Raw genomic sequence first — 16826 nt, 5'->3', positions numbered from 1 at the left:
GAAAACAGCCACTGATGTTGGTCAGTGGCTGTTTTTAAGTGTTGTTATAACGCGTTATTTTTACACTTATTGTACTGCAGCTTTCGCTTCTAATTGACGCTCTTCAACCGTTAGTGATCTTTCGTATTTGCTGTATTTCCACCATGCGTAACCAAGGAAAATCACAATACCACCCACGTTGTAGAAGATAATCGTCATGATATCTGCACCGGTTGGGAAAGTTGACGCTAAGAAGCCCACAGTGAAGATAGCAATTAACACTGACACCATCGCAATACCCGTCATACGTGAGCCAAACTTAAAGTCGCGCTCTAGGTGATCCAATTTCAAGCGTAGGTTTAGGTAAGCTAGCATGATAAACAGCGGTGGTAGCATTGAAGCGGCTGCTGTCATGTTAATCACAGTACTCATTAGATCTTGAACAGTGTCAGAACCCAGCATAGGCACGATAAGTAGTGGAATAACAATGAAGAACTGCGCCCATGCTGCACGTGCTGGTACACCATTTTCATTCAGCTCGACTGTTTTCTCACCGAAAATGCCTTTTGGAATTTCAGAGAAGAAAATTTTCACCGGTGTTGCTGTCCACATCAGTAATGAACCAAACATTGCAGTAAATGACACAACACCAACAAAGCGGTTAACCCACATTTCAGGTAAACCAAAGTAAGTCGCCATACCTTCAAAGACTTGTACTGAACCGCCGGTAAACTTCAGTGCTTCGCGCTCAACGAACACGTTGATCAAAATTGATGATACTGAATAAAGCACACCGATAAATAGACCTGCGAAAATAATCACTTTCACAAACGACTTATGACCACCTTTCACGTCGTTAACATAAACCGATACCGATTCTGCGCCACCTGCTGCCATAAAGATCCATGCGGTTACACCAAAGAACGCCCAGTTAATTTGTGGTGTTAATGCCTCTACCGTGATTGGATCGGCAGGCTGAATACCGCCCATCACAGCAGCACCTGCAAGACACATGTAAGACAAGGTTAAGAACAACATAAACGATGAAGTCACTGATGTAATTGGACCTAACATCTTCGCACCATTGGTTGAAACGTAAGTGGCGAATGCAAACAGACCAATACTTAAAATTGTCGTTGTGGTTGGAGTAAAGATGTACTCATAACCTAAGAAAGCATAAGACGCATAGGCAATAACGCGTGGTAATAAAGAGGTAAAGAAGAATAAGTTTACAAACCAGTATGTGTACGCTGCCATAAATGCCCAGCGACCACCCAGTGAGCTTTTCACCCACGCATAAACCCCAGCTTCAGAGTTTTTATTAAGAGATACAAATTCTGCAATGATCAAACAGAAAGGGACAAAGTAGAACAGAGTAGCAATAAAGAACATTGGCGATGAAGATAAACCAATTTCAATATTGTTATTGATGACGTTATTAAAGCTATAGACCGCAGCAAAGGTCATCGACAATAAGCCGAATTTACCTATGGTATTACGTTTGGAGTCAGACATAAGAATCTCCGCTATAAAGCACGTTAATAATGGCAACTACAGCGCTTACTTGTGGTGTAGGATACAGAGTAAGGCCTTGATTTATTGGATTTATTTGATTTTTAATTATTGTTTCTCACGCTGTAGTGATGACCCACAAAGTGGAAACGTTTACATTTTTAGCTAAATAAAAAGCGCAGATACCTAACTGAGCTGTCGGAAGCATTCCTTGTTTTACAAAGGTAGCATCGACTTTTCATTGTTTCCTCGCCCCTTAACTGTGACAAAGTATTAGTTAAAGATTTACTAAAAAAAACCAGATAAATCCCTTAACTTTAAGTTGATCACATCAAATAATTCAGTTTGTGAATGTGCTAGCAAATAATGGCATGTTGCGGCTTTATTTAGTGATCTGATTCAAACTAAATCTAAATAACAAAAATAACTACATAAAATCAATAATTTAATACCGAAACAATCAGTCAATGTATACGTCACTTCATACCTTTAAATCGTTCATGAACAAATCATAACGCTTAATACATCACCATATTTATTGCGTGTTTTTTGAAAAAATGGCTTAATATTGCAGCGATAATTTAGTAAAAAATACCTTTTGGTTTTTACAATCTGTAACGATCTCCTGGTGCTTTTTACTCATACAAGTTATTGATTACACGCTATGATCCATCACTAACCTCGACAGCCCATTAGCTAGGAATACTATGTTCTCCGGATTTTTACTGATCTTTTTACCGCTTGTGATTGGTTACCTCATACCCGTTCATAGTAAGAAGATCCTTAACTTTATTAATACCCAAACCAGTCGTTTAGTCTTATTGATCTTGGCATTAATGGGATTAAGCCTTGCAGGACTCGATAATCTCAGCCAAAACCTCAACCAAATTTTGCTCTACACTCTGACCTTTTTTGGCTGCATCAGTACTTGTAACTTGTTCGTTTTGCCAATGATCGATCGCTTTATGCCAACCGCATCGGATCATAAGCAACATAAATTACCTATCCTGCATATGATGGCTGAATCACTTAAATTGGTATTAGTCGTCGCTGGCGGCTTGTTGGTAGGGTTATTACTCAATATCGATCTATCTTGGGTATCACAAGCCAGTGAGATTATTTTATTACTCCTGCTGTTCTTTATTGGTATTCAGCTGCGTAATAGTGGCATGACGCTAAAGCAAATCGTGCTAAATAAGAAAGGGGCAACCATTGCTCTCGTGATGATTGTGACGTCTTTTTGTGGTGGTATTATCGCAGCACTACTGCTCGATTTACCTATCAACCACGGTTTAGCCATGGCATCTGGATTTGGTTGGTATTCACTGGCAGGCATCTTAATTGGTGATAGCTTGGGTAGCGTGTTAGGTGGTGCTGCATTGCTTAATGAATTACTACGAGAGATGTTAGCGCTGGTATTAATACCGCTATTAATACAGCGCTACCCTAACACTGCGATAGGTTATGCTGGCGCAACCGCAATGGACTTTACTTTGCCTGTTATCCAAAGCTCAGGCGGCATTCGTTGTGTGCCTGTCGCCATTGTTAGTGGCTTTATTTTAAGTTTATTAGTCCCAGTGCTGATCTTGTTTTTTGTCTCGCTATAAGCGCTGTACTCAATAACAGACATGCAATAAAAAAGGCAGAGCACAATACGTACTCTGCCTTTTTTGTTGTCACTTATCGCACTAAACTAGCTTGATATTTTTACCGCAGGATCGGGGGCTAACGCATTAAAATCAACCATCTTGGTATAGTTAAACACTTTGATGTTTTTATCGTTAATTTGATCGATAGATAGCGGTGTTAGCTTTTTAGAGCTGATCCCTGTCCAATCTGAAAATAGCGATAAAAAGTGATAAGCACTCACGGGTTTATTGAGCAATGTATGCTGATGGCTATCGCTAGATAAGATAAAAAATGGCACTTCATAATTCGATTTATGATCCGGACCATGGACTAAATAAACCGGCTTACCTTTGCTATGGCTATCACTTAAGCCATGATCAGAAAAATACAACAGCGAATAAGATTGCTGACTATCATTGAGGATCCCTACCATCTTCTTCATTAGCTGATCAAATTCTCGATAAGTCGTTAAATAGCAAGAAAGCTGTTTATCTTTTAAGTTAAATTGATCGTGTTTAATTCGACGACAGAACTTGGCATGTGATCCCATTAAATGCACCACAATTAATTTATGCTCAGACGTTTTCTCTGACAATGCTTGTTTAAATACAGGTAATAAGTCAGAGTCTTGATAATTAATCGAGCCATTAAAACTGCCATTTTTCAAAAAGTGCGTTTCATTGCTTAGAATTGCAAACTTTGAAATTGGCGTATCATAACGCCCCATTTTACCTTGGTTAGATAACCAATAAGTTTTAAACCCTGCGCTGTTAGCCAAATTGATCACATTGATATTTGGCTCAAACGTCAACCCTTGGCTTAACGATAAAGTGCGTGGCAATGAGGTCGTTGTATTCGGCGCAGTAGAAACATAGCCATTCACAAACAATCCATTCGCTTTATCTAAATAAGGTGTTGTTTGCGTTGGGTAACCATAAAGCGACATGTAATCACGACGCATACTCTCGCCAATCACTAACACATAGTTCTGGTATTTCGGGGTTACTTGCTCAATTGCTAAGTTCACTTTATGAGAAAAAGCGGCTTCTAACGCTTTCTCTTGTACAAAATAGTCCGTTACAGACTTATAGCCACGAACAAAGAAATGATGGTATGGCGAGAAGTACAACAGCGCTACAGCAATTAATAATGGGATGTCATGTTTTAATTGGTAAGATGTCTTTTTAAAAGAAAAAATAACAATTAAAACAAATAAACTCACAGACCATGGAATAACATCAGATGGAATATTAGTAATAAATTCCCATGCTTCTTGCTTGTTAGTATCAAATAATGAAGCAACAGAGCCAATATTCGGTGAACCATAAACCATCCCTACCGGTAAATATAGCCAGCTAATAACCAACAGTGGTACAAGCAGCCAGTATTTAACACGCTTATATCCCGCGGCAATCACAAAGCCAACAAAGTAGATCACCAAGGTTAACAGGTTGGTACGATTATCTTCTCCCATTGCAACGGTGGTTAATATAACCAGCAAAAGGGAAATAACGAGATCGAAGAGTAAATGTTTATTTTTTATAAACATTTTTATTTTTTGTTTCACGGTAAACCAATTATTTTATTTAACTGAGCGCGAAATAGTAACACAACAAATATAAAAAAAGGCACGTTAACCGTGCCTTTATATTTATCATAGTGAAGCCTTTTCTAAGCGTTTGTTTTTGCTTCTTCTAACGGTTTCACTTCTTTAATTAATGACACAATCGTCCACCCTGCTTTCACCACAAATTCGTCATTTACCGTATAGGTATAAATGAACCCTTTTGGATCAACAGCAAACATTGGGATCAATTGGCTCGATTTATACTGTGCGTAGTAGTCTTCTAACGTAAAGTTATCACTCAACTTAGTGTGCTTAATTTCACCACCTTGGTTCATCAAGCTCGCTAATTTCTTATAACTGATGTCCTCACCAAACAAAGCTGTACCACTGTGCGCTTGTGATGCTGAATGCTTCTCTAAGCCACTATTATGACGACGACCATTTAAGCGAAATACATTACGACTGCCAAAATCGCTTTCAAAATGCATCGTTGCTACGGCATTAAAGTGTTTATCCGGCGTAATTGCTAATAAGTGACCAATACCAATCACATCAAGATATTCATCTGCATGGCTTGATACTGCATTACCATAATACGTTTCTAATCCAGCCATACGCGCTGCGCGAATGTAGTCCCAGTTAGAATCTGTCAGTACCACACGGCAATCATACTTCTGCAGTGCCAATGCAATTTTTCGCGCTACGTCATTAGCTCCTACTAATAGGAAGCCTTTCGGACATGGCTCTGCAACACCGAGTAATTTAGCCATTGGACGTGCAGTCAAACTTTGCAGTACAACAGTACCAATGATCACCATAAAGGTTAATGGCACCAGAAGATCTGCACCTTCCACTCCGTCTTTCGATAGTTTTAACGCAAATAATGCAGAAATCGCTGCGGCAACAATACCTCTTGGCGCCACCCAAGCGAGGAATAATTTCTCTTTGATTTCCAACTTGCTAAACATAGTTGAAACGAGAATCGACACTGGACGAGAAACCAACTGGATCACGACAAACAGTGTTAATGCTCCCCAACCTAAGGCATGAAAATCCGTCATTTGAATGCGTGAAGCCAAAATCAAAAACAGACCTGAAATTAATAAAATGGTGAGGTTTTCTTTAAAGTGCAAAATATGCTGAATATTCACATCCTTCGCATTGGCTAACCACATACCCATTACTGTTACAGCCAATAAACCCGCTTCAGATTCGAGTGCGTTAGAACCAGCAAACACACCTAATACAAGCGCTAATACCGCAAATGGTTGTAGGTACTCAGGTAATAAATGGCGACGTAAGATATGCGCCAGTAACCAACCGGCAACACCGCCAACAACCAGCCCCACCAGCAACATTAAACCGAAGACTTCTAAACTGTGTACTGTGCTGCTTGAAACAATAAATTCATACACAATCACCACGAAAATCGCACCGATTGGGTCAATTAGAATCCCTTCCCAGCGCAGAATATTCGCCAATTTCGCTTGCGGTCGTACTGTGCGCAATAACGGCACAATTACTGTTGGCCCTGTAACGACTGTCATTGAGCCAAACAGCAATGCCAGTGACCAGCTAAAATCCAATAAATAGTGTGTCGCAGCACTGGTGATCATCCATGTAATGATTGCACCGACCGTCACAATACTTTTTACATTGCGCCTAACATGTTTAATTTCATCAAAATTAAGCGTCAAACTACCTTCAAATAGAATGACCGCAACGGATAATGAAATTAAAGGAAACAGCAAATCACCAAATAAAATATTGGGATTAAATAGTCCTGTCGCAGGACCAATGAGCAGCCCCGCCATCAGTAATAATAAAATCGCTGGCAATTTCATTCGCCATGCTAACCATTGACAACTCAGTCCTAAAACCCCAAGACCCGCAATGGTTAAGCCAATCATTTCTTCATGCATGAAGTCATTCTCTATTGCTTAATACAAATCACACAGTTGCGTGAACTTAAAATAATACGAATATAGATCCCAACATTAGATAATGCCCAATCTAATTAAAAGCTTTTCTTTGCCATCATCAGACTGACAAATAAGCCATGAGTTCAATCATATCGTTTTGTCGTTTATTTTTAGAGCAAAGCGCGAACAATAAATAACCAAGCATAATATGTCTAAATTATTTGCTGTCATTTTTACGCAAATTAGTCACTTAGAAATAAATAACGAAAAGTAAAAAACGAGATCTCGATAACGCTATAGGTATAAATAATTGCTAATAAGCATCTGATTACTATTCTTCTTACACCATAAAATAACAAGGATAAGGATATTAATATGGCTACATTAAATATCACGCTAGGTGCTAACGAAAAATTTATTGCTAAGATTCCACCTGCTCACGAACTGCAACTCTGGAAAATGATTGCAATTTCTTTAAAAGAAGAAGATGAACTAGACGACATCTACAGTTTTTTAAGTATTGATGACCACTCTTTTAAAGTGCCACACTACCTTGGTGAAAATATTTACGCACAATACCAACATTATTTTTTATAACTTTTCTGGCTATGTGCTTTCCCCAAAAAATAACAAAGCCGATATCACTATCGGCTTTCATTTATCTCTGATTGATGAGAGTTGCTCCCTTTCAATCTCTGCTGGTATATGAAAAAAAGTACAGCAAACCTCACTCCCTTGCTTTCTAAAAAGCTCATACTTATTCATTCTGCCCCCCCCTAACAATCGCAATAAATGAGATATTGCTTACATAAAACATCATTTTTTATTGTTAAAAGGAATAATCATGCATATCCTCGCCCACTTTATTCTTGTGCGATGTAGTATGGCTATTCTAACAATCAACTTAAACAGTGATGAAAACCTCATCGCAGATATACCTCGTAATAGTGAATTAGAGTTATGGAAGACAATTGCGGTCGCTTTAAATTCCATTGATGACGATGAGCGAGATTGCACGGTATGTATTGATGAGCACTCATTCAAACTGTCTTACTATTTAAGTGAGTATATTTACTCTCACTACCAACACTACTTCTTATAAAAAGTCTGGTAAAACGTTATCTGTAACGAGCAGAAAAAAAAGCCGATATCGCTATCGGCTTTTATTTATCTTAAAGATTTATCCAAACTTAGCGCAATTGACGAGCACGGAAGTTACGGCCTTTAATACGACCATTTTCTAGCTTCTTCAATGCTGCACGTGCAACTTCACGCTTCACAGCAACATAAGCACAGAAATCAAATACATTGATCTTACCTACATCACTACCCGCAATACCGTTCTCACCAGTAAGCGCACCTAAAATATCACCAGGGCGTACTTTCTGCTTTTTACCACCATCAATCATTAATGTGATCATCGCAGGGCGGAACGTTGGCTGATCAAGCAAATGTTCTGGTGGTAGCATCTCGCCTTCAATTGGGCGATCAAGGTAATCTTCAAGTAACGCGACTTTGTAGTGCTCTTTATCACTGAACAGTGAACAAGCAATACCTTTGCTACCAGCACGACCTGTACGACCAATACGGTGAACATGCACTTCAGTATCACGTGCAAGGTGATAGTTAATCACCGCATCAAGGTTATCAATATCTAAACCACGAGCTGCTACATCGGTTGCCACTAGGATTGAACGGCTCTTGTTAGCAAACAGCACTAATGTACGGTCACGCTCACGCTGCTCTAAATCGCCATGTAAGGCAATTGAACTAAAACCGTAAGCTTCTAAATCATCTGAGATCTCTTGTGCTTCACGCTTGGTGTTACAGAACACAACACAAGATTCCGGACGGTGTTGGCTTAACAATAAACGTACTGCACGCATACGCTCTTCATTATTATCTACTTTATAGAAATGCTGAGAGATGCTGCTGTTATCGTGGTTAGATTCTACTTTTACTTGTACCGGATTGCGCATAATACGCTTCGCAATAGAGGCAATTTGATCTGGGTATGTCGCACTAAAGAGTAGTGTTTGACGATCACGCGGTGCGCCTTCAATGATTGCATCTAATGAATCTTGGAAACCCATTTCAAGCATGCGGTCAGCTTCATCAAGTACAAGCGTGTTTAGCTCATCTAAACATAAGAAGCCTTTACGAATATGCTCTTCAACACGACCCGGTGTACCTACGATAATGTGCGCACCATGCTCAAGTGAGCCAATTTGTGGTCCAAATGGCATACCACCACATAGTGTTAGCACTTTGATGTTATGAATAGCACGTGCAAGACGACGAATTTCTTTCGCTACCTGATCCGCCAGTTCACGAGTAGGACATAGCACTAAGGTTTGCACTCGGAAACGCTTCACACGTAAGTTTTGCAGTAATCCTAAGCCAAATGCCGCTGTTTTACCTGAACCTGTTTTACCTTGTGCGATAACGTCTTTACCTTCAAGGATCAAAGGCAAGCTTTGCGCTTGAATTGGCGTCATTGCGTCATAACCTAATGACGTTAAGTTACTGAGCAAATCAGGATTTAAGTTTAACGTTGAAAAAGCAGTCTGGCTCACAATTATGTCCTGTATACGTCTAACACACTAGACAGCATGTTTTTAGAAGAATCGGCATGTTGAAGTCTCAACATGCGTAAAGGGTGCGACACTATCAGCTAATGGACATGCTGACAATCTACTTCCGCAGATTTACATCGACCACATGTCATAAGCGCTGAGGATTAAACTGATGGCTTTCGCCATTTCTTATGTATTTCTAACAAGTTAAAAAAATAGTTACTCACTATTTATTAACTAAATCATCCTATAATGAATAACAATTCACATTTAAAGTTCTATTTATCAATAAATAACTTGTTAAAATAACTATAACGAATAAAATCCACCCAAAACACAATTAATCTATATCCCATGGGTTTCCTCCTATGAAAAAGAACGGTTTTACTTTAATTGAATTAGTGGTCGTGATTGTCATCTTAGGCATCTTGGCCGTGGTTGCTGCACCTAAGTTTATGAACTTACAAGTTGATGCGAGAAATGCGTCACTGAAGGGACTTGAGGGATCGCTTAAATCAGCTCTTGGCGTTGGTTACTCAAAGCTAACCATGAATGGTTTAGAAAACTCACCTTATGTTACAACAAGAGATAAAGGGAAAGACGAGCCTGATAACTATACCTTCTCTGCTGATGTAGGAATTCCTGGCTGCAGCAAAGATGCAGCTTGTACCTTCTATTATGGTTATCCAGAAGCCACAGAAGAAACATTTAAACGTCTACTTGCAAATATGGATAGTGACTGGGCAATGGTAAGAGACAATGGCAACCTGCTATTCACTTTTAGCCAATTTACCAAAAAAGCAAACGTTGCTGATGCGTCTGGTGATTTCCCATTAGTCATGAATCGTGACAACTGTTTTATTACTTATACTCCACCATCATCTGGTAGCTCTGATTATAAGTTAACGTTCACTCCATGTAAGTAACCCAAATAAAAAATGCCGAGCATATCGCTCGGCATTTTGCTATCTAACAGCTACTAATTATTGTTTCGCTAACTTCGCTGCATCTTTACCTTGTTCTTTGATCTCGCCATTTTTCAAACGTAGTAGATAATCTTTTAAATCACGTTTTACTTCTGGTGCCATAATGTACAGACCTACAATGTTCACCAGTGCCATTGCAAAAATCATCGCATCAGAGAAGTCGATAACAGGACCTAAGTTCATTGATGCGCCAATCACAACGAACGTACAGAACATCAATTTAAACGCCATTTCCGCTTTTTTGCTCTCACCAAATAGGTACGTCCATGCTTTCAAACCGTAGTAAGACCAAGAGATCATAGTTGAGAATGCAAACAGTACAACGGCTACAGCAAGAATTAATGGGAACCAAGAGATGGCGCTTCCGAAGGCTGCAGACGTAAGCTCTACACCAGCAAGACCTGAATTAAGTTGACCTGTAATGATGATAACAAGCGCTGTCATGGTACAAATCACAACCGTATCGATAAACGGTTCTAATAGTGATACGAAACCTTCAGAAATTGGCTCTTTAGTTTTTACTGCTGAGTGCGCAATCGCCGCCGAACCCACACCGGCTTCATTCGAGAATGCGGCACGTTTAAAGCCTTGAATTAGCACACCAATCACACCACCTGTAATACCCTCACCAGTAAATGCACCATTGATGATCTCAGCAAACGCATCATCGATTAAGGTGTAGTTCATGCCAATGATAACAAGTGCAGCACCAACATAGATGATTGCCATGAAAGGCACTACTTTCGCCGTGACTTTTGCAATCGACTTAATACCACCAATGATAACGAATGCCACCAGCACAGCTAACAATAGACCGAACAACCAGCCTTTATCAGCAAAAAACGATAGATCGCCACCAGTAACACCCACAACCTGCTTATAAGCTTGGTTTGCTTGGAACATGTTACCGCCACCTAGCGCACCACCAATGGCAAAGATAGAGAATAGTACTGCAAGCGTACGACCAAATGCGGCATTACCACGCTTCTCTAAGCCTTGACTTAGGTAGTACATTGGACCACCCGAGACTGTACCATCAGGGTTATATGTACGGTATTTAACAGCGAGAGAACACTCTACGAACTTAGTTGACATACCTAGAAGACCTGCAAGGATCATCCAGAATGTTGCACCAGCACCACCAATCGTAATAGCAACAGCCACACCTGCAATATTACCTAGACCAACAGTACCTGACAGCGCAGTAGAAAGGGCTTGGAACGGAGTCACATCACCACTGTCTTTAGGATCGGCATAATCGCCTTTTACAATTTTAACCGCATGCTTAAAACCACGGATATTAATAAAGCCCATATAAGCGGTAAAGAAGACGGCTGCAACCACTAACCAAAGAACAATCCATGGTGCTTGTACATCGGTAAATGGTAAAGGAATAGAAGAGAAAATCATCCCAACAAAAGGGTTAACAATAGGCGCAACGACTTCGTTGATCTTATCGTCAAGCGTACTTGCAAACGCGCTGCTTGATGCTCCAAGCATCGCAGCAGTCATTAAATATTTTTTCATACAACATCCTTGTTCGAATGCATAACACTCGATTTATTATTTATTTTTCACATTGTGTTTACACTTTTAACATAGCAATATCCTGATAATGAATAAACCCCCACTATAAAATTATGAAAGTGGCTTTTCATATAACCAAAACAGCTATAAGCCATTGATAAATGATAATAGCAACAAATGAATAAAGTTTTATAAAACAGATAGATAAACACGTTTTATAAAAGTAAGTTATTACAATTGAATAATGTTCAGGAGAAAGTGGAGAAAAAAGAAAGGCTGGATTAAACGCATATCTCTTAAACAAAACGAACTAAATAATGGGTTATCTCTTACACAAACTAGTGAAATAACCTTCAACAATGAGAGTAATATCAAAAAATGATAAATATCAAATCATGAATAAAAAGATAAAGAATCACAAACCGTGAATATATAGTCACTAATATTCTGTTTTTTGCAGTATATCTGTCTCAATGTTATCTATTAATCGAATCTGTTGTTATTTATGGCTAACAACCATAAGAAGAAGATTTATTAACCATAAAATAGAAAAATAACATTCAATTAAACTGATACAGCTAGTAGTGGAATACCAATCCAAAGCACTGATGCAAAAATTAGAAAAAAGAAATACGTAAACTTAAAAGACATGACCTATACCTCTAATTAATTTTTATTAGTTGCATTTTATACCTTTTGAACGATAACGTATGTTCAATAAATCGGGGCTTAGTTTTCAATTTTAATAAACAAAATTAAGCATAAAATGCTTGATATTAAAATATTAAAGGAATATTGTTTTCATTATGAAATTACGATTAAGTACACTTCACCCCTCATTTTGTTGGTGGCGCTCTTACTAGAGCGGCGCTGAACTAACACATCTTATTCTTATGTTCATACGCTGCCGGAAGGTTTGCCACGAACAGACAAGATTTCGTTTCATCCCTCTCCGGCAGCAACAATTATTTTTTTGGAGAGCACTATGACAACATCGACTCAACATACTAACGTTATTCTTACTGGCGATCGCGCAACAGGTCCACTTCACCTTGGTCACTATGTAGGCTCACTACAACAGCGTATTCAGTTACAACATCAGTACCAACAAACTATCCTTGTCGCTGATATGCAGGGGTTGACTGATAATGGTCATAATCCTCAAAAAGTCGCATCAAATATTTTAAACGTGGTCGCTGATTATCTCGCAGTCGGTATCGATCCCAACTTAACTACCATTTGTTTACAATCATCACTGCCAGCGTTAGCCGAACTCACCATGTACTACTCAAATTTGGTGTCGATTTCTCGTCTTGAGCGTAACCCTACCGTTAAAAATGAGATCCAATCAAAAGCATTTGGTCGTTCCATTCCTGCTGGCTTTTTAACTTACCCAATCTCGCAAGCTGCCGATATAACAGCGTTTAAAGCTAACTTGATCCCTGTAGGTGATGACCAATTACCGATGTTGGAACAAACCAACGAAATCGTTCGTAAAATTAACCATATTGCAGGTAAAGAGATCTTAGTGGAATGCCAAGCACTATTGAGTAATGTGGCACGTCTACCGAGTACTGACGGTAAAAATAAAATGTCTAAATCAATGGGAAATGCCATCACGTTAGGCGCAGACAGTAAGCAAATTAGCCAAGCTGTGAAATCAATGTACACCGACCCTAATCACCTACGCGTTGAAGATCCAGGTACTATTGAAGGGAATGTGGTATTTACTTACCTTGATGCTTTCCACCCAGATCAACACTATGTTGCAGAGCTAAAAGAGCATTACCAACGTGGCGGTTTAGGTGACGGTACCACCAAGAAAATCTTGGAAGCGTGTTTACAAGATTTAATCGCTCCGATCCGTCAGCGTCGTGAGGAATACTTAAGTGATAAAGCATATTTAGTTGAAGTACTAAAAAAAGGCACCGAAAAAGCCAATCAAGAAACGCAACTTGTATTACAAGATGTGAAGGGTGCATTTGGACTTAATCTATTCTAATTACTTTCATATCTCTGCGTCACTTGGGGATAAAGACAGCTATGTTTATACTGACTCGATTTTCAGATAAACATAGCCGTCCAATCACACAGTGCAGTTATATGGCAGCCATTGAACTCGAACAAGATTACTACCTTCACAACTTTAACGCGCTGCTTAAAACCATAGCGCAACACCACTCATCATTATTAAGCGTTGATGAAAAACACTGGTTACAATCTTTCTACCAGCTTTCAACCGATGCACAAATGCTACTGATCCGCTTGCTATCACGTAAAGGAGTATTATTTCGTTTTAATAAACTGAAATACGCTGAAATCACCAATATTGAACAAGCAAAAGATCAGTTGATTCAGCATGGCATGATCAGTAATGACATCTCTCAATTATATAAGCAGCATGCTATTACACTGACTGACATTTTTAGCCTCTATACCAAGCCCGAATTACTCACCTTGTTACCTAAACTTGCCTCAAAAGCAGATAAGAAAAGTGACATTATCAGAAAAATCGAGCAATATAATGATAGCGAATACTTACTTAACATTATTGATGAGCCCATCGTTATGGTGCAACAACAAGCACTACTGACTAAGTTTCTGCTGCTTTTTTTTGGTAATAGTCATCAGGATCTCAGCCAGTTTGTGTTAAGTGATTTAGGGTTACATCAGTTTGAAAACTACCCGATAGATGCCAGCACGCAACTGTTTCACACGACTGAGCAAATCGATCAGTGGTTGGCACTCACAGAGCTTGCTGATCAATATTGGCAAGCGCATGAAATAAAAGACTATGAAGCCATAACCACCCTTGCGCAGGCATTACCGAGTCAATCAACATGGTTGCCGCTAGAAAACAAACGCCAAAAACTGATCAACCATATGGCACGAGATCTAGAGCGAAACCAGCAATATGACGTTGCTCTTGCACTATTTCGTCAAAGCAAACGCACGCCAAGCCGCGAGCGACAAATCCGTATTCTGATGGCGCTGCAGCAATACCAAACAGCTTATGCTCTAACAAAACACATTCAGCATAATCCACAGGATGACGATGAGTTGGAAGTCAGTATCCGACTGGAGAAAAAGCTCGCTAAATCCGTCAATCAACCATTCACTGCCGCCAAAGCCTTTATTCCAAAGGCAATACAGTTACAACTTGCTAATTCTGAGCATCAACGAGTGGAGCACTGTACCGCAAGTTATTTTGCCTCCCAAGGCTGGACAGTGTTCTATCTTGAGAACCACTTTCTCAACAGCCTTTTTGGCTTAGCTATGTGGGACATTATCTTTGCCCCCATCAAAGGTAGCTTTATTAACCCTTATCAATTAGCGCCATTGGATATGTTTAGTGAGGAGTTTTACCGCCAGCGACAAGATTTAATTGATGCGCGGCTACAAGCAATTGAACAAGGTCACTTTAATAGTTGGCAAACACACTTTGAGCAAAAACATGGGATCACTAACTACTGGGTACACTGGGAGCTATTTAGTCAGCAAGCACTTACATTGGCATTAAGCCATATACCACCCATACAATTAGCCGCAATGTTACGTCGATTACTAAAAGACTTACGCCACCACCGCTCAGGAATGCCTGATTTGATCATGTTTAACGATACAGGTTATCAATGGGTAGAAGTCAAAGGTCCTGGCGATAAATTACAAAACCATCAACTTCGCTGGTTGGCATTTTTTGCACAACATCAGATCCCAGCCCAAGTCGCTTATGTTACCTATCTAGATAAATGATAAATATTGTTGCCTATCGCGCATATTTATTGAGATAGCGTAACAAAAGCCGCGAATGAATAAGATAAGATCCCGGCATTCGCAATAACAGGTATTTTTAGAACATGAAAATTACAGTAGACGGCGGCTCTTTCAAAGTATCGATTGAAACGGAATACGAAGGGTTAATCGACGAATCAACAGCGGTATATAACGCAACGTTAGAGCAAGCAAAAACCGCAGATAAAGCTATCTTACGTTTTCTTCAAATCATCTTAGAGCATCGTGACAGCGACGATGCCATTGGTTATGCCGTATTAGGTTTACTCGGTTGGTACAATAAAGTCATTAACCCTGTCGAAGATAAAGACATTGAATTGAATCTACCTAAAATCTTGCCGCATTTGCTCAACCCAGCAGGTGATATCACAGCGACCAGCCAAACTGAAAAATCAACATTTGCGCACTAATATTATTATTAATAATCCATAAAATACGACTTCTCTCTGATCTTAATAAAAGAGAAGTCGCCTTTCATCACTCCTTGTTCTAGTAAATCAAAACTTGACGAATATCGAGTTAACAACTTGATTCTTTCACTTATCTTCATCTCTCACGACATAGCCTCTGCCACTCTTAATGTAAACATGTTACTATGACTCGCTTAGAAAAGAGTTCACAACGGTGAGCGACTCTATTACCTCGTAATAGTACGAACTTATTATTAATACCTGTTCCAACTCGGTACGCGAATGAACCACTCCCAATTATTATTAGACATTAGTACTAACGCCCTATTACACCTAGAGTTCAAAAAGCTAGATCAGCGCCTAAGCCTCGCAGAAAAAAATAATGTACTGGTTCAATATCTAAAGCCGATCGTCAAAGCTAATCAATATCGATTAGTGAAGAAAAATACCAAACAATGGGTTCAAATCGGACGTAAGCTCAATGCCGATTTAGAAGGTACGTTGAATCAAGAACGTGAACGCTTAGTCCACAACAGCTCAACAGATCTGTATCAATTTATTGCTTTGATCCAAGAAATCGAAACAGAGTTAAATACCAAAGCACAATATTCACTTGCTCATGCCATTGATCTCAATGCACGCTTTGGCAACGTTTTGGTCTGTGTGGTGGACGAAGATTTAACCTCAAGTTTTGATGAAGACGGTTTGATGATCAAGTCCACCCAAATCTTGTTTATTGGTGATGAAACACTAAAAGATCGCTTCTCTGCCATTATCGAAAAGAGTGTAGGCTTCCAATCTGTTGTGGCATATGAAGATGAGCAACACTTACGAATTGAGCTCTTCCGACTGTAATTTAAAACCATTAGCTGACTTCATTTTCACTGTGCCATTTTTGAACAGTTAATCGATTACTTTTCAGTCAC

13 protein-coding genes are annotated in these 16826 nt (G+C 39.3%); 8 read left to right on the top strand and 5 right to left on the bottom strand.

The features are described 5' to 3' along the window. Positions 1-66: 66 nt before the first annotated feature. Positions 67-1494 carry an amino acid permease gene (locus Q7657_RS01675; protein ID WP_107166159.1) on the bottom strand — a complete coding sequence of 476 codons (1428 nt, stop codon included), beginning with the start codon at positions 1492-1494 and terminating at the stop codon, positions 67-69. Between the two features lie 704 nt (positions 1495-2198). Here Q7657_RS01675 and Q7657_RS01670 point away from each other — a divergent pair. Continuing rightward, complete coding sequence (locus Q7657_RS01670; RefSeq protein WP_107166160.1) at positions 2199-3098, top strand: LysO family transporter; 900 nt, start codon at positions 2199-2201, stop codon at positions 3096-3098. An 86-nt stretch (positions 3099-3184) separates the two neighbouring features. Here the strand turns inward: Q7657_RS01670 and Q7657_RS01665 are convergent, their stop codons facing one another. After that, positions 3185-4669, bottom strand: a complete 1485-nt coding sequence (locus Q7657_RS01665; RefSeq protein ID WP_107166161.1) for a phosphoethanolamine transferase — start codon at positions 4667-4669, stop codon at positions 3185-3187. A 122-nt stretch (positions 4670-4791) separates the two neighbouring features. Beyond that, positions 4792-6609 (bottom strand): cation:proton antiporter, encoded by a 1818-nt coding sequence (locus tag Q7657_RS01660; RefSeq protein ID WP_053987543.1) that lies wholly within the window; start codon positions 6607-6609, stop codon positions 4792-4794. A 375-nt stretch (positions 6610-6984) separates the two neighbouring features. On the opposite strand from Q7657_RS01660, the gene Q7657_RS01655 reads away from it, so the two are divergent. Both Q7657_RS01655 and Q7657_RS01650 read left to right on the top strand, forming a co-directional pair. Next, positions 6985-7206, top strand: a complete 222-nt coding sequence (locus tag Q7657_RS01655; protein ID WP_107166162.1) for a hypothetical protein — start codon at positions 6985-6987, stop codon at positions 7204-7206. A 247-nt stretch (positions 7207-7453) separates the two neighbouring features. Continuing rightward, entirely contained in the window at positions 7454-7711 is a 258-nt protein-coding gene (locus Q7657_RS01650; RefSeq protein WP_237760301.1) for a hypothetical protein, read from the top strand. 88 nt (positions 7712-7799) lie between these two features. On the opposite strand, the gene dbpA is transcribed toward Q7657_RS01650, so the two are convergent. Beyond that, positions 7800-9185, bottom strand: a complete 1386-nt coding sequence (gene dbpA, locus Q7657_RS01645; RefSeq protein WP_053987541.1) for an ATP-dependent RNA helicase DbpA — start codon at positions 9183-9185, stop codon at positions 7800-7802. 368 nt (positions 9186-9553) lie between these two features. Here dbpA and Q7657_RS01640 point away from each other — a divergent pair, with 368 nt between their 5' ends. Further along, on the top strand, positions 9554-10111 hold the full coding sequence (locus Q7657_RS01640) for a type II secretion system protein (RefSeq protein WP_107166163.1): 558 nt from the start codon (positions 9554-9556) through the stop codon (positions 10109-10111). 57 nt (positions 10112-10168) lie between these two features. Here the strand turns inward: Q7657_RS01640 and Q7657_RS01635 are convergent, their stop codons facing one another. Continuing rightward, positions 10169-11698, bottom strand: a complete 1530-nt coding sequence (locus Q7657_RS01635; RefSeq protein ID WP_107166164.1) for an alanine/glycine:cation symporter family protein — start codon at positions 11696-11698, stop codon at positions 10169-10171. Positions 11699-12683: 985 nt separating this feature from the next. On the opposite strand from Q7657_RS01635, the gene trpS reads away from it, so the two are divergent. The 4 genes from trpS to Q7657_RS01615 all read left to right on the top strand — a co-directional run bounded on the left by trpS (position 12684) and on the right by Q7657_RS01615 (position 16755). After that, entirely contained in the window at positions 12684-13700 is a 1017-nt protein-coding gene (gene trpS, locus Q7657_RS01630) for a tryptophan--tRNA ligase (protein WP_107166165.1), read from the top strand. 41 nt (positions 13701-13741) lie between these two features. Continuing rightward, positions 13742-15451, top strand: a complete 1710-nt coding sequence (locus Q7657_RS01625; protein WP_258178257.1) for a VRR-NUC domain-containing protein — start codon at positions 13742-13744, stop codon at positions 15449-15451. 104 nt (positions 15452-15555) lie between these two features. Beyond that, the gene (locus tag Q7657_RS01620; protein ID WP_107166167.1) at positions 15556-15900 is read left to right on the top strand and encodes a hypothetical protein; all 345 of its coding nucleotides are present in this window, start codon (positions 15556-15558) and stop codon (positions 15898-15900) included. A gap of 282 nt (positions 15901-16182) precedes the next feature. After that, positions 16183-16755: a DUF2913 family protein gene (locus Q7657_RS01615; RefSeq protein WP_107166168.1), complete on the top strand. Its 573-nt coding sequence runs from the start codon at positions 16183-16185 to the stop codon at positions 16753-16755. Positions 16756-16826 lie beyond the last annotated feature (71 nt).

Origin of the sequence: Candidatus Photobacterium acropomis (assembly GCF_030685555.1) — a bacterium.
GTDB classification, from domain to species: Bacteria; Pseudomonadota; Gammaproteobacteria; order Enterobacterales; family Vibrionaceae; genus Photobacterium; species Photobacterium lucens.
The sequence above is the reverse complement of the archived record's forward strand: the minus strand, read 5'-3'. Positions and strand labels throughout refer to the sequence as shown.

Excerpts from the sequence above, each read along its gene's own strand:
- Q7657_RS01675 (WP_107166159.1), bottom strand. The coding sequence starts at position 1,494 with ATGTCTGACTCCAAACGTAATACCATAGGTAAATTCGGCTTATTGTCG.
- Q7657_RS01670 (WP_107166160.1), top strand. The coding sequence starts at position 2,199 with ATGTTCTCCGGATTTTTACTGATCTTTTTACCGCTTGTGATTGGTTAC.
- Q7657_RS01665 (WP_107166161.1), bottom strand. The coding sequence starts at position 4,669 with ATGTTTATAAAAAATAAACATTTACTCTTCGATCTCGTTATTTCCCTT.
- Q7657_RS01660 (WP_053987543.1), bottom strand. The coding sequence starts at position 6,609 with ATGCATGAAGAAATGATTGGCTTAACCATTGCGGGTCTTGGGGTTTTA.
- Q7657_RS01655 (WP_107166162.1), top strand. The coding sequence starts at position 6,985 with ATGGCTACATTAAATATCACGCTAGGTGCTAACGAAAAATTTATTGCT.
- Q7657_RS01650 (WP_237760301.1), top strand. The coding sequence starts at position 7,454 with ATGCATATCCTCGCCCACTTTATTCTTGTGCGATGTAGTATGGCTATT.
- Q7657_RS01640 (WP_107166163.1), top strand. The coding sequence starts at position 9,554 with ATGAAAAAGAACGGTTTTACTTTAATTGAATTAGTGGTCGTGATTGTC.
- Q7657_RS01635 (WP_107166164.1), bottom strand. The coding sequence starts at position 11,698 with ATGAAAAAATATTTAATGACTGCTGCGATGCTTGGAGCATCAAGCAGC.
- trpS (WP_107166165.1), top strand. The coding sequence starts at position 12,684 with ATGACAACATCGACTCAACATACTAACGTTATTCTTACTGGCGATCGC.
- Q7657_RS01625 (WP_258178257.1), top strand. The coding sequence starts at position 13,742 with ATGTTTATACTGACTCGATTTTCAGATAAACATAGCCGTCCAATCACA.
- Q7657_RS01620 (WP_107166167.1), top strand. The coding sequence starts at position 15,556 with ATGAAAATTACAGTAGACGGCGGCTCTTTCAAAGTATCGATTGAAACG.
- Q7657_RS01615 (WP_107166168.1), top strand. The coding sequence starts at position 16,183 with ATGAACCACTCCCAATTATTATTAGACATTAGTACTAACGCCCTATTA.